This is a genomic window from Bartonella sp. CL71SXKL, from assembly GCF_042194935.1.
In the GTDB taxonomy this organism is placed as follows: Bacteria; Pseudomonadota; Alphaproteobacteria; order Rhizobiales; family Rhizobiaceae; genus Bartonella.
Genome location: NZ_JBHINI010000003.1, coordinates 130,060 through 143,177 on the forward strand (window position 1 = coordinate 130,060; position 13,118 = coordinate 143,177).

Genomic DNA, 13,118 nt, shown 5'->3' on the forward strand with positions numbered 1-13,118 from the left:
AATTTTAAAGCTTTATAAGTGAAAGATATGTCGAATCATAAAACATATTTGATGCCTGAACTTCAACATAAACATACTATCGCGGTTTCTTCCCAAGAATATCGAGATGCCATGAGTCTTTTTGCAGGCGCTGTGCATATTGTGACAACAAATGGTATTAAGGGAAGACGCGGGGTGACTGTTTCGGCGTGTTGTTCTTTATCTGATGATCCTCCAACCCTTCTTGTTTGTCTCATGCGCCATAATTTAAAGAATCAGGTGTTTATGGAGAATGGAAATTTTTGTGTTAATAGCTTGGCAGGAAAGCATCGTTCATTAGCGGATGTTTTTTCGAGGCGTTGCAATTCTACACAAAATGAGCGTTTTGATGTTGCTCAATGGGGAGCTTTGCAAACGGGGGCGCCTAGTCTTTCAGACGCTCTAGCATCGTTTGATTGTCGTTTGATTTGTTGGCATGAGCACGCAACCCATTGTGTTTTGATTGGTGAGGTTGTTGCAATTAACTGTAATCAAGAAAAAGATGCTTTGATGTATTTGAAACGTGAATATCACACTTTGCCTTTATAAAGATTTTATTTTTTTGCATTGATGAAATGATTTATTGTTGCTTCATTTAGACTTTAAACAATGAATGAGAGAGTAGGGGAGGGATGGCTCTGATATCTGATATTAGATTTCCTTCTTTTTAAAGTTTTTCAATAAGCGAGAAAAATGATTCTGGATGAGATTTGATCAAGAATCCAATCTACATAAAAAGCGATTAAACCTAAACAGTGTATTTAGACATATTCGTCAATTGTTATGAAAAGACATTTTACTCTTGTGTTGATGGGTATTGCACAATATATAGACCGCACATAGCATATGTGGAGGTTTTTTATTGCATGAGCGAAGAGATTGATGGTCAATATCGCCCTAGTGAAGATGAGCCTTTTATGAATGAGCGGCAAAAGGCGTATTTTCGTGCTAAACTGGTTTCTTGGAAGAATGATATATTAAAAGAAGCTCGTGAGACTTTGGAAAATTTGCAGGAAGAGAATGTTGGTCAACCCGATTTGACTGATCGGGCTTCTTGTGAAACTGATCGTACAATCGAATTACGTGCTCGTGATCGTCAGAGGAAACTTATTTCAAAAATAGATGCTGCTTTAGAGCGCATTGATAATGGGACATACGGTTTTTGTGAAGAAACCGGCGAGCCCATTAGTATAAAGCGTCTTGAGGCTCGGCCGATAGCCGTTTTGTCATTGGAAGCGCAAGAACGTCACGAACGACGTGAAAGAGTTTATCGCGATGATTAAAGTCATTGAAATGATAAAAAACGAAATTCGTGGTGATAAAATTGTGTATTTTTATTTTTGAGGAGTAGGAATGAATAAAGATGGTTCTTGCCGCCCCTCAATTTCGGCGGTGATTGCTGAATCTTTTACCGCTTGATTCGTAAAAGGAGAGGGATTTTTATCCGATATGTTGTTTCTTTCTGTAGGGGCGGAATTTAGATGTGTGTGTGTTTCTCTCTTTTGTATTTTAGATGTACCTGTAATATCGGATTCTACAACCACATCTGTTAATCCGCCAATAAGGAGTAAATGTTCTTTATTATCGCAACGGACTAAAACAAGGCGGCGTGCTCGATCTATAGAAATTACTTCACATAATGCTAATCGTGATAGACTTTTTTTTCTATTAATGCTGAATCTTCTCGTACTTAAACGACGTAAAAACAAGATAATTATGGTAATAGCTGTGATTGTTATTATAAAAAACAAAGAGCTTATCGTTATTTTCGCAGCAGATACACCTATTTGCTCTGATAACCAGATATACATAGATTTTCTCCCATTTTTGTGTGAAAATATCGTTTTTTATCGAGATAAATTTATAAATACACCCTTAAAAGGCTCACTTAAATACAAGAAATAAAATTTTTAATATTAAGTGAGCTTTCTTAGAAAGATAATATCATAGTATATACTTTATAACAATGAATATAAAGGAAGTTTTGTGATATAAGAAACAGCTAAATCTAAGGCAATGAGAGATGGATAAAGGTTTTGATAATAATAAAAGATCAGCGTCTTCTGTTCATCGAAGAGTTGTGATTTTGGGTGTTGTTTTTATATTAGTTTTTCTTTTCATTGTGGGTATTTTAGGTTTTTTTTATCCACAAAGCTATTTGCAAAAGGCGATATCAATATCTTTTTTGATTCTAGCAATTATCGGTGTTGCAACACTCGTTTTGTGTGGAATGGGCATTTTAAGATATCATGTGTGGTCGCATGAAGATTTTGATTTTAGCATCTTTAATAGGAGCGATGATGCAATTGTAATCTCTGATCTTTCTGGTTTTGTTTATTATTCTAATCAAAACTATCAAAAAATTCTGACCTATAAGCCTGAAGTGTCTTGTTATATGGTTATTGCTGATCTTCCAGGAGCAGGTGCACTCTCGTATCGCTTAAAGGTTGCTGCCTGTAATAATCTTGCAGCGCAAGAGGAATTGAGAGTAGAACAACCAATTTTTACCGATTCTACACCAAAAAAATCTGTTTGGTATAATATTTCCGTGCAGCCTATCACAAAACAGAAAAAAAAGCTTTTATTTTGGCGTATTACTGATATTTCGCATTTACAACAAACGCGAGAAGTTTTTTTCTCGAACCTTCAAGAGGCTATCAATCACTTGGATCAAGCCCCTATTGGTTTTGTATCCGTTAATAGACAAGGAACTATTCTTTATGCCAATGCGATTTTTGCCGAATGGTTTTCAATTGATTTAGCGAATTTCTCAATTGGTCAATATAATTTTGATTCGTTATTTGATAGCGTTGGCGCTAAGAGCTCATGGAGTGATATCTGTTTGCAAACCAACAAATATCAAAGTTCAGGTTACTCTTTACCTTATAGGTTTTCGTTATATTTAAATTCACACACGACTTGTGAGAAAATATTCCATTGTCTTATATCTGTTTCTTCTCTCTTAGAAGAGGAGGCCATTTATCGTATTGTGATCATTCCACAACAAATACAAAAAGAAGAGGACGATCAATTAAAATTACCCAGTATATTAGGAGAATATTTTGATGCGAGTCCTTTTGCAATAGCCGTGGTGGATCATGCAGGGCAATTGATTCATATGAATAAAGCTTTTTCATCACTCACGGGATGTATGGACAAAGCTGTCAATTTTTATGATGTTATTTCTCGTCGTGATTGTGTGCAGTTAGAGCGTTCTTTTCAGAGAATTGCGATAAATAAAAATTATTTTGTTTCTCTAGAAACTGTTTTAGAAAAAAATGAAGAATGCCATTTACGACTCCATATTATGTCTGTACCGCCTTATCATGGTGATGCATTGCAAGATTTGCTTATTATCTCTGTCATTGAAACAACCGAACAAAAAACACTTGAAGACAAAATGATGCAAAGTCAGAAGATGCAAGCTGTAGGACAATTGGCTGGCGGTATTGCTCATGATTTTAATAATGTTTTAACAGCAATTTTAATGTCGTGTGATCTTCTTTTAAATACGCATCGTAGTTCTGATCCTGCTCATGCTGATCTGATCAATATTAAAAATAATGCTAATCGAGCAGCTGCTCTTGTACAGCAATTATTAGCTTTTTCTAGAAAGCAAACACTTCGACCTGAAGAAGTTGATTTTACTGAATTTTTATCAGATATCCGCAATCTTATTTTACCACTTTTGGGGAATAATATTCAGTTAAAAATTATCCATGGAAGAGATTTGTGGAGCGTTGAAGTTGATCAAGCATCTTTCCAGCGTGTTATTATGAATTTGGTTATTAATGCGCGTGATGCCATGTTAGATGGAGGTATTGTTACGATTGCGACAAACAATATTACAAAGCAACAAAGTGCTGAATTTAATCATCTTGGTTTAGCAATTGGCGAGTATGTGCAATTGACTATTTCAGATACAGGGGCTGGTATATCTGCTGCTATACAAGAAAAAATGTTTGAGCCATTTTTTACAACAAAAGAAGTTGGAAAAGGAACAGGACTTGGTTTATCAATGGTTTATGGAATTATCAAGCAGAGCGGTGGGTACATTTATTGTGAAAGTAAAGAAGGTGAAGGAGCAACATTTCATATTTTTCTTCCCCGTTATATCCCCAATATAAAAGGAGAAATTTCTCAAAAGATTGAAAAAGATGAAGAGAAAGATAAAAATATAGACTTAACAGGATCTGCGACTGTTTTATTGGTTGAAGATGAAGATGCGGTCAGAATGGGGGGAGTAAGAGCTCTTCAAATGAGAGGATATACGGTTTTAGAGGCAGCAAGTGGGGTGGAAGCACTCTCTATTCTTGAGGAACAAAAAGGAGAAGTTGATATTATTGTTTCCGATGTGGTGATGCCAGAAATGGATGGGCCCACTTTATTGAAGGAAGTCCGTAAAAACTATCCTGATATCAAATTTCTTTTCGTTTCTGGATATGCAAAAGATGCCTTTGCTAAAAATCTTCCACAAGATGCTGTTTTTGGTTTTTTATCTAAGCCTTTTACACTCAAACAGTTAGCTGTAACAGTTAAAGAAACACTTTCGTCATAAACAAAAATTTATGCAATAGAAAATTGCGTATTTTAAGATTTTTTAGGCGAAATACGAGAGTATTTTGATAAATAGAGCTTATGATAATGTCATAGAATTGAATAAAGAAGAAAAATTTTAAAAATGAACTAAAATTCAAAAAATTACATATTTTGTGCAAAAATTTATGAAGAGATGGACTCTATTATGTCAATATTTCATAGAGATTTTCAATTGTAGATACTGAGCAAAAACTATGTGTAAAGCATTGAAATATGCTGATTAATAGATTGTTGATACACTCAAAAAGATAAAAGCTGTTGTTGCGTATCGACCATTTTGCTCTTCCCTTCAATAAATGCTTTTAAGGCTTCGGGATAGAGTTTATGCTCTGCTTTAAGAACTCTTTGTGCTAAGCACTCAGCAGTATCATGGGGATAGACTGGAACGGCTGCTTGGGCAAGGATTTTTCCTGCATCCATGTCTTCTGTAACAAGGTGAACAGTGCAACCCGTGATTTTTACACCTGCTTGTAAAGCTTTTTCATGTGTGTTTAAGCCTTTAAATGAAGGCAAAAGAGAAGGATGAATGTTTAAAATTCGTCCTTCATAAAGTTTTACAAAACGTGGTGAGATAAGGCGCATATACCCTGCAAAGCAGAGAAAATCCGGTTTATATTGATTTAAAATTGTAAAAATATTTTCTTCATGCTCTTCTTTTGTTTTGTAAATTTTACGATCAACAATATGAATAGGTAAGTTATGGTTTTGCGCTTTTTCAATACCGTTGGCACGCGGATTATCGCAAATAACCGCAACGATTTCAGCAGGATATGCCGTTTGTTGACTAGCTTGAGCAAGGGCGACCATATTGGATCCATTACCAGAAATGAAAACGACGATTTGTTTTTTCATAAATGCAGTACCCCTTTATAAAGTATTCCTTTATTTTGATCTTGGCATTTTGTTAAAATGCCAAGGGGAGTTACAGTCTCTCCTTTTCTTTCAAGAGCTTGTGTAATTGTTTCAGCTGCATGCTGTGCTACGATAATGATCATGCCAATACCACAGTTAAATGTTCTTAACATTTCTGTTTCTTCTATTTTACCTTGTTTGGCAATCCATGAAAATACTGCTGGAACATTGATGTTAGAAAGATTAACTTCAGCGCAGAGAGAGGATGGAAGGACACGTGGAATATTTTCAGGAAAACCTCCACCCGTAATATGAGCAAGAGCTTTAATCCCTTCATATTTTTGCATGATGGGAAGAAGCGATTTTACATAAATGCGTGTTGGTGTAAGAAGTGCTATACCAAGGCTGCTTTCGGGGGAAAAAGGGGCAGGGTCATTCCATTTGAGATAATTTTGCTGGATGATTCGTCGAACAAGCGAAAAGCCATTGGAATGAATTCCAGAGGCGCTTAGACCTAATATAATATCACCTTCTGTCAAATCTTTTGAAGGGAGTAACTTGCTACGTTCGCATGCTCCAACAGCAAAACCAGCTAGATCATAATCTCCCTCTGCATACATTCCTGGCATTTCTGCAGTTTCTCCTCCAATAAGGGCAGCACCGGCTTGTTTACATCCTTCTGCAATACCGGAAACAATCGCAACTCCTTGTTCAGGGTCAAGCTTTCCAGTTGCAAAATAATCCAGAAAAAAGAGAGGTTCAGCCCCTTGTACGAGTAAATCATTGACACACATAGCTACAAGATCAATACCTACAGTGTTATGGTGACCTACTTCAATGGCAATTTTTAATTTTGTTCCCACACCATCATTGGCTGCTACTAGGATAGGATCCGTAAAGCCTGCTGCTTTTAAATCAAAAAGTCCACCAAAACCGCCAATTTCTGCATCTGTTCCGGCTCGTTTTGTTGCGCGTATAAAGGGTTTAATTTTTTCTACCATGGCATTACCCATATCGATGTTTACACCGGCTTTTGCGTAGGTAAGACCAGCTTTGGATTTATCCCCAGCCTTGGATTTATTATTTGTAAGATCTTGATTGCTCATTGGAGCCTTCCTTTAATGGAAAATCAGGTTTTGATATTATGCAATGCCATGATAGAGTTCTCTCTGCAAGAGATATTGATAAGAAAATAAGCAACTTTTCTTGTACCTTATTTTGAAGTTGTTTATAATTTTTTGTGAAGAATTTTTTAGGATATTTTATGAGCAAGATATCAGATAATCACGGACAGTCCTCTTGGCAGCTTATGAGAAAGAAAGTGAGTGAGAATACATCTCGTGATCGTTATAAGACTTATGTGCCAGCGTATACTCAATTACCTTTGCCGAATAATATGAAAAGGCAAATCTTTTTTTGGCTTGGTACGCTGATTTTTTTCATTTTTTTTATGTTTGTTTTTGGATCAATTTTGCTTCCTTTTGTGGCAGGGATTGTGTTGGCTTATTTTCTCAATCCCATTGTTCAATTACTTGAAAAATTTGGTATTCGTCGTGTGTTTGGGACTGTCCTTATCACCCTATTTATTGTTATTACCTTTGTTGCTGCTTTAATTATTTTGATTCCTGTTATTAGTTGGCAAATACAGCAATTTATGAGTGATGGTTTACCTGTTTACATTAATCGTATTCAAACCTTTTTTGTTGAGCATGATTTTGATTGGTTAAGGCGCTATTTTGGAAGTGATCCAAATGAATTACGGAATAATATTAAAGGATTTTTGGGAGAAGGTTCGGATTTTATTACGTCTCTTTTGAATTCACTTTTAAAGTCAGGAAAATCAATCGTTAATATCGTTAGCCTATTTGTTGTGGCACCTGTGGTGGCATTTTATATGTTATTAGATTGGCCACGTATGGTAACAGCAATCGATTCGTTAATACCGCGTGATCATCTTGAAACTGTTCGTAGTATTTTTCATGAAATGGATAGAGCTATTGCAGGCTTTGTTCGTGGACAAGGAACAGTTTGTCTCATATTGGGAGGCTATTATGCTATTGGTTTAACGATTGCAGGACTCAATTTTAGTCTTTTGATTGGTATGTTTATTGGTCTTATTAGCTTTGTTCCTTATATCGGCACAATGAGTGGCTTGGTCCTTTCTGTTGGTATTGCATGGGTTCAGTTTTATCCCAATAATTGGGGGGGAATCATCGTTGTGATGGCACTTTTTTTAATTGGTCAGTTTATTGAAGGTTATATCCTTCAACCCAAGCTTGTAGGTTCATCAGTGGGATTACATCCCGTATGGTTGATGTTTTCACTTTTTGCTTTTTCTTCACTCTTTGGTTTTACTGGTATGCTTGTTGCTATTCCTGCGGCAGCGGCTGTTGGCGTTTTAGTTCGTTTTGCTCTTCATACTTATCTGAGTTCTCAGATGTATTCGAGAAGCGGAAATTCGGAGCCGCTAAAATGAATGGGCGTGAAACGCAATTATCTTTAAATTTTCCCTATGATCCGATTTTTCAATTTGAGGATTTAGTGGTAACGGAAAGCAATCGTATGGCTTTTCAGCTTATTGATCACTGGCCCAATTGGAGCTTACCTATTGCAGTTTTGGTTGGTAAAGAAGGCTCTGGAAAAACGCACTTTTCTAATATATGGCTCCAAAAAGCAGATGCTTTCAGGATTCAGCACAATGAAATTGATCAGGCTATTACTATGGCTTCTTTAGGCAGATCATTTTTAATAGAGGATATTGATGCAGGTGAAATCAATGAGACAGAACTTTTTCATTTAATTAACAGTATTAAGCAAGCAAATCTTGATGCACGACAAGCTACTTTATTGATGACGGCACGAACACTTCCTTCCGCTTGGAATTTAATGTTAAATGATCTAAAAAGTCGTCTTAATTCGGTGATGTTCGTTGAAATTAATCAGCCTGATGATGCATTGTTAACAGCTGTTGCATTTAAGCTTTTTTCAGATAGGCAACTTATTGTACATCCAGATACGGTTTATTATCTTGTAAGTCGTTGTGAACGTTCTTTATTTTCATTGAAGCGTGTTATTGATTCTGTTGATCTGTTGGCATTACAAAGAAAAAGAAAAATAACACGTTCTGTTATTGCTGAAGTTTTGAATAGAAGAAATCCGTAAATACTCCTTATCATGGCTTACTTATTCTGTCCTTCTACTATCGTTTCAATACGTGGAAAGACAAGTCATTTAAATTTTCTCCTTTTTGGATATCTATATAAAAGTAAAAATAATATTTTTTACTTTTATCATGTGTTTATTTTAAATAGCTTTGAGATTTTATTGTATGATGTTGAATTCTTTCCATCTTTGCATTTGAAAATTTTTCTAAAAAGAGCGCTTTATTTTATTTATAATAAAATCTTTGTGCTTTGAAAAAATGTTTGTTGTTTATGGATTTGGATTGTAGAAGATTCTAGAATTTTTAATAAAAGCGTCTTTGGGAAGATAGAAAAAGAGAGGAAAAAGCTTAATACAGCTTAATTTTTTGGCTTATGTGCTCTTTGGGAAAGTTTTTCTATGATATTTAAGTCGTTTTTTTCTAAAATTGTATCTGTGGAATGCGTTTTGATACAGTGAGAGCTTGCTTAAAACAGGACAAAAATTATGAAGTCCTTATAGAGAAATTCATTCTTTTTTAATATAGATTGGATTTTCTACGGAGGTTATTTTCTACTACTTGTTAATAAATCTGTTATTGAATAGGGAAAAAGATTTAAAAATGTGCTTTTTTGTAAAGAAATGCAACAAAATTAAAAAAAAGTGTGTTTTTCTCTTGCACTTCTGTTGTGAAAATTTTAGGAAATGTGCATCAAGTAAATGTAAATGGCGGAGCGTAGCGCAGCCTGGTAGCGCACCTGATTTGGGATCAGGGGGTCGTAGGTTCGAATCCTATCGCTCCGACCATATTTGATTGAGTGTGTGAGAATGACCCAATTGGGTACGTGTGGTGAGAAACTATCATTCAAGCGTTGTGTAATCTGAAGGAAAAAGGCATGATCGCACGTATTTATAGTCCTGCTAAGACAGCTATGCAGTCAGGTAAGGGGAATACAGGTTTTTGGATTCTAGAGTATGAGCCGGTGAAAGCGAAAATGCTTGAACCTCTTATGGGGTACACGGCAACGTCTGATATGAATAATCAGGTGAGAATCCGATTTAATAGGAAGGAAGAAGCGATTGCTTTTGCGCGTAAGAATGCTATCTCTTACCGTGTAGAAAAGAAACATACGTCGATTCGACGTGCTATTTCTTATTCTGATAATTTTCGCAGTGATCGGCAGCATTCTTGGACACATTGAATTAAAGATGCTATTTTGAATTGAGAAGATAATCAGTTGGGTCCCGTAGCTCAGCTGGATAGAGCAACGGCCTTCTAAGCCGTGGGTCACAGGTTCGAATCCTGTCGGGATCACCATGTTTAAATGATATTAATAGGCTATAAAAAGTTAGAGAGTTTTCCTTTTATTCTATTAGCTTATTTTTCTGTAAACTCCCGAACCTTTTTGATGTTTTTTGGTTGATTTTGTTGCTAAACGTTTTCTGTTGACTGTTTTAGTATAAAATGATGCTGTTTTCTCTTTTTTCAGTAAAAATTGCTTTTGATTGCTGAAACTTTAGCATTGCATATTCTTGCCGCGTGTTGCTACTATATCACATGCTTTAGGAAACAGATTGCAAAAACTCTTTTTTACGAGCTTCTTTTCATCTTTCTGAAAATGAATATTTTATTTCTTAGATTAGATTTAAGCATTGCGGCTAATGCTGGTGAAATTGCCAAAAAACATCTATTGTGATTTTTTTTATTTTTTATGAATAATATTATTACGTTTTTCAGCATGATCTTTGGTAAGATCGATTTTGATTAGATACAAGGCATGATGGATTCGATTTAGAACTGTTTATGATGAGAATTTACAGACGGCACAAGAGGTAGGGAATATCTTCTTGTCTTGGAAGCTGTGATTCATAACGAATTACTTCTTTATAGTTTTTTCGTATAAAAAGTTGTTATATGTGCCGTCCAGATAAGATATTGTTTTTTTCAATGAGAGACACTTGCGGACAATTTGATTTAACATGATTGTCACTTTTTCTCAGGTAGGGTTATAGGTTGCATCAATGTTTAGGTTTTCTTAGTCTTATAGGTTTAAGAATGTATACTGTGTATTTATATGAATGAAGATAGATTGTATCTTAGAGTTAAATTTTTAGATTTCATATTTACATTTTCAAATGTTTTTTCTTATTTCTTTATAGTTTGTACATCATGTTAGAAGTATTTTAATATTGGATAACAATCACATTAAAATGTTATACAGATGAGATCTGAAGATCTAAACTCACACGGTTCAAGGTGATCATTATTTCAATAAGAATATAGTGTGAGGAGAATGCCATTTTACAGGCTTTGTTTTAAGAGATATCTCTTAAAGCTCACTTTACGCTGGCGCTCGTGAATGGTACAATGATAAATCCATTGAGCTCCATCATCTTTACACTTATGAAGAAATAAGCTGACGCTATCATATACTTTGCCTATTTGTCAGCCTCCGATGTTGCAATAGATTTTAGCACTTGAGGCATTTATCGGCATTTTTGTGCTTTTTTATACAATTTTTACTTAATACTAATTCCTCTTATGACGTGTAAGAGAGACGGTTTTGTTTGATTCAATATAAATTAGGTTTGAAATGAGAAAACATTACGATATTCGGATTTCTCATTCAACATGGCAAACAATAAAACATGATTATAAATCAATGTATTTTTAGAATGAAAAAATTTGCTTTTATCGTGTTTTTTTTACTATTTTTAATATTTTATTATAATATGTAATTGGTAAACTCAAAATACAGCTCTAAGGTTAAGTGTTTTATATCTATCGAAGTGACTGTGGTTATATCTAACTGTTTGGACAACAAGTGTTACCAATAGACATGAAAGAATTAAGAAAAACAGGGGATAGATCAGGAAATAAACAATATTTTTTAGAACAGAAGCCTATGCTTGTCGAAAGAATTTTAAAATCCAACTTCTAATCTGTTGCAAAATGATGTTGTTATTACGTTTGTGATACTTTTAGATGGCTTCCCCCAAGAGGCGCTATCAGAACGTAAAAAATATTAGAACACTCCCTAAGGCATGCCCTTTGTAGAGGCATGTTGCAAAATCTTATTTCCGAACCTTTATTTACGCATCCCGCACCTTGGAAGAATACGATAATTCAATAATTTATTTATACTATAAAGTTGAATGGTGGGCGTGACAGGGATTGAACCTGTGACCCCTACGATGTCAACGTAGTGCTCTCCCGCTGAGCTACACGCCCATTCATTGATGTTGCATACACCATATAGAATGCCAAACGTCAATGCCTAATTTCATTTTCTCTTTCAACAGATGCAAATAACTTTAAAAATACTTTTTAAGCAGCGATAAGGATCTTTTCAACTTCATTGACGAGTTCACGTAAGTGAAATGGCTTAGAGAGAACCTTTGCATCAGGAGGGGCATCACTATTTGAATTGAGTGCTACTGCTGCAAAACCTGTAATGAACATTACTCGTAAATCAGGGTCAATCTCAGTAGCACGTCGTGCAAGTTCGATTCCGTCCATCTCTGGCATCACAATATCAGTCAGGAGAAGGGAAAATGGCTCTTCTTGTAAACGTTCATATGCGCTAATACCATTATCGAAATCGGCGACTTCGTAGCCTGCACGTTCTAAGGCCTTTACGAGAAAGCGACGCATATCGTTATCATCTTCTGCGAGCAGGATTCGTTTCATGATTATGTTCCAATGGCTCCATTTGTCAGAGTTTTGCTGCATCAATTATACAATATAGAGTATTTAGAAAAAAGATGGTAAAATGCTCATAATTGAAATGAATGGCAAAATGGTTAATTCTTACATTCTTATTCAGAATACAGCATATTCGTTGTGAGTTGGTTAAATTCGAAATATATGTGATTTTGAAAAAAGAAGGGGGGCTCTAAAACTTCTAAGATGATTCATTGCTATCTTTTCTTTTAAATTTGCTGATTATTATCAGAATTCCATTAAAAAACTTATGAAAACCATTATTGTAGGGACTTTCTATATCGAGAAATTAAAAGAATATTATGTTAATTTATTGTTTTTAAAAAGTTCTCCTAAGAAATAGAAATTTTATAGTTATTTGTTTTTATAGAGATTTGTAATAAATATTATAAATGCGCTTTATTTCCAGTTTTTTTCCTTAAATAGATGAAAAATATTATTTTTCTAGATATAATATTAAATGAGCATTTTATAACAAATCAAAAATAGTATTTTGATGCTTTATTTATAAATATGTATCATGTTATATTAAGATAGATTTATTATTTTTATTTATATAAGTAGTTTTTTATTAAGTTATTTTTTATGATATAAAATAATATTGTTTAATGTAATGATATACTTTGTATATTAGTTTTTTTATTAGAATGCGTGGTGAATATTTAGGTCATGGCTTGTTTGTAGAGGCTAGAAAACGAATCATATGAGTGGTTGGAAAGTAAAACCCATTATATTAAAAAGTGTCTGTAGATCCAATGCTCGTAGAAAAATTCTTTTTTGATGG

Annotated in this window: 10 protein-coding genes and 3 tRNA genes; 8 read left to right on the forward strand and 5 right to left on the reverse strand. The window is 34.6% G+C overall.

Translation table 11 applies throughout. The annotated features are described in order from the left end of the window. Positions 1 to 27: 27 nt before the first annotated feature. Together ACFILA_RS02670 and dksA are read left to right on the forward strand one after the other, a co-directional pair. Positions 28 to 567 (forward strand): flavin reductase, encoded by a 540-nt coding sequence (locus tag ACFILA_RS02670; RefSeq protein WP_273791175.1) that lies wholly within the window; start codon positions 28 to 30, stop codon positions 565 to 567. A 317-nt stretch (positions 568 to 884) separates the two neighbouring features. Beyond that, positions 885 to 1,301 carry an RNA polymerase-binding protein DksA gene (dksA, locus tag ACFILA_RS02675; protein WP_015856486.1) on the forward strand — a complete coding sequence of 139 codons (417 nt, stop codon included), beginning with the start codon at positions 885 to 887 and terminating at the stop codon, positions 1,299 to 1,301. Between the two features lie 51 nt (positions 1,302 to 1,352). Here the strand turns inward: dksA and ACFILA_RS02680 are convergent, their stop codons facing one another. Next, entirely contained in the window at positions 1,353 to 1,829 is a 477-nt protein-coding gene (locus ACFILA_RS02680) for a flagellar biosynthetic protein FliO (RefSeq protein WP_273791174.1), read from the reverse strand. Positions 1,830 to 2,041: 212 nt separating this feature from the next. On the opposite strand from ACFILA_RS02680, the gene ACFILA_RS02685 reads away from it, so the two are divergent. Further along, positions 2,042 to 4,576: a response regulator gene (locus ACFILA_RS02685; protein ID WP_375660601.1), complete on the forward strand. Its 2,535-nt coding sequence runs from the start codon at positions 2,042 to 2,044 to the stop codon at positions 4,574 to 4,576. 281 nt (positions 4,577 to 4,857) lie between these two features. Here the strand turns inward: ACFILA_RS02685 and purN are convergent, their stop codons facing one another. Together purN and purM are read right to left on the reverse strand one after the other, a co-directional pair. Then, positions 4,858 to 5,469 (reverse strand): phosphoribosylglycinamide formyltransferase, encoded by a 612-nt coding sequence (gene purN, locus ACFILA_RS02690; protein ID WP_375613082.1) that lies wholly within the window; start codon positions 5,467 to 5,469, stop codon positions 4,858 to 4,860. Continuing rightward, positions 5,466 to 6,575, reverse strand: coding sequence for a phosphoribosylformylglycinamidine cyclo-ligase (gene purM, locus ACFILA_RS02695; protein ID WP_375660602.1), 1,110 nt, complete (start codon positions 6,573 to 6,575; stop codon positions 5,466 to 5,468). Before purM ends, purN begins: the two co-directional genes overlap by 4 nt. A 158-nt stretch (positions 6,576 to 6,733) precedes the next feature. Between purM and ACFILA_RS02700 the strand changes: the two genes are divergently transcribed. The 5 genes from ACFILA_RS02700 to ACFILA_RS02720 all read left to right on the forward strand — a co-directional run bounded on the left by ACFILA_RS02700 (position 6,734) and on the right by ACFILA_RS02720 (position 9,928). After that, positions 6,734 to 7,945, forward strand: a complete 1,212-nt coding sequence (locus ACFILA_RS02700) for an AI-2E family transporter (protein ID WP_273791170.1) — start codon at positions 6,734 to 6,736, stop codon at positions 7,943 to 7,945. Further along, positions 7,942 to 8,631 carry a DnaA regulatory inactivator HdaA gene (hdaA, locus tag ACFILA_RS02705; protein WP_375660603.1) on the forward strand — a complete coding sequence of 230 codons (690 nt, stop codon included), beginning with the start codon at positions 7,942 to 7,944 and terminating at the stop codon, positions 8,629 to 8,631. The genes ACFILA_RS02700 and hdaA overlap by 4 nt, the downstream gene beginning before the upstream one ends. A 709-nt stretch (positions 8,632 to 9,340) precedes the next feature. Further along, positions 9,341 to 9,417, forward strand: a tRNA-Pro gene (locus tag ACFILA_RS02710). Positions 9,418 to 9,506: 89 nt separating this feature from the next. Beyond that, complete coding sequence (locus tag ACFILA_RS02715; protein ID WP_273791168.1) at positions 9,507 to 9,812, forward strand: ETC complex I subunit; 306 nt, start codon at positions 9,507 to 9,509, stop codon at positions 9,810 to 9,812. A gap of 39 nt (positions 9,813 to 9,851) precedes the next feature. Then, positions 9,852 to 9,928 (forward strand) — tRNA-Arg (locus ACFILA_RS02720). Between the two features lie 1,839 nt (positions 9,929 to 11,767). On the opposite strand, the gene ACFILA_RS02725 is transcribed toward ACFILA_RS02720, so the two are convergent. Together ACFILA_RS02725 and cpdR are read right to left on the reverse strand one after the other, a co-directional pair. Continuing rightward, positions 11,768 to 11,842 (reverse strand) — tRNA-Val (locus ACFILA_RS02725). 96 nt (positions 11,843 to 11,938) lie between these two features. Next, on the reverse strand, positions 11,939 to 12,301 hold the full coding sequence (gene cpdR / locus ACFILA_RS02730; RefSeq protein WP_005773448.1) for a cell cycle two-component system response regulator CpdR: 363 nt from the start codon (positions 12,299 to 12,301) through the stop codon (positions 11,939 to 11,941). Between the last annotated feature and the right edge of the window lie 817 nt (positions 12,302 to 13,118).

Bases quoted from the DNA above. Each gene is read 5' to 3' on its own strand.
- purN (WP_375613082.1), bottom strand. From the start codon at position 5,469: ATGAAAAAACAAATCGTCGTTTTCATTTCTGGTAATGGATCCAATATG.
- hdaA (WP_375660603.1), top strand. From the start codon at position 7,942: ATGAATGGGCGTGAAACGCAATTATCTTTAAATTTTCCCTATGATCCG.
- ACFILA_RS02715 (WP_273791168.1), top strand. From the start codon at position 9,507: ATGATCGCACGTATTTATAGTCCTGCTAAGACAGCTATGCAGTCAGGT.
- purM (WP_375660602.1), bottom strand. From the start codon at position 6,575: ATGAGCAATCAAGATCTTACAAATAATAAATCCAAGGCTGGGGATAAA.
- ACFILA_RS02685 (WP_375660601.1), top strand. From the start codon at position 2,042: ATGGATAAAGGTTTTGATAATAATAAAAGATCAGCGTCTTCTGTTCAT.
- cpdR (WP_005773448.1), bottom strand. From the start codon at position 12,301: ATGAAACGAATCCTGCTCGCAGAAGATGATAACGATATGCGTCGCTTT.
- ACFILA_RS02680 (WP_273791174.1), bottom strand. From the start codon at position 1,829: ATGTATATCTGGTTATCAGAGCAAATAGGTGTATCTGCTGCGAAAATA.
- dksA (WP_015856486.1), top strand. From the start codon at position 885: ATGAGCGAAGAGATTGATGGTCAATATCGCCCTAGTGAAGATGAGCCT.
- ACFILA_RS02670 (WP_273791175.1), top strand. From the start codon at position 28: ATGTCGAATCATAAAACATATTTGATGCCTGAACTTCAACATAAACAT.
- ACFILA_RS02700 (WP_273791170.1), top strand. From the start codon at position 6,734: ATGAGCAAGATATCAGATAATCACGGACAGTCCTCTTGGCAGCTTATG.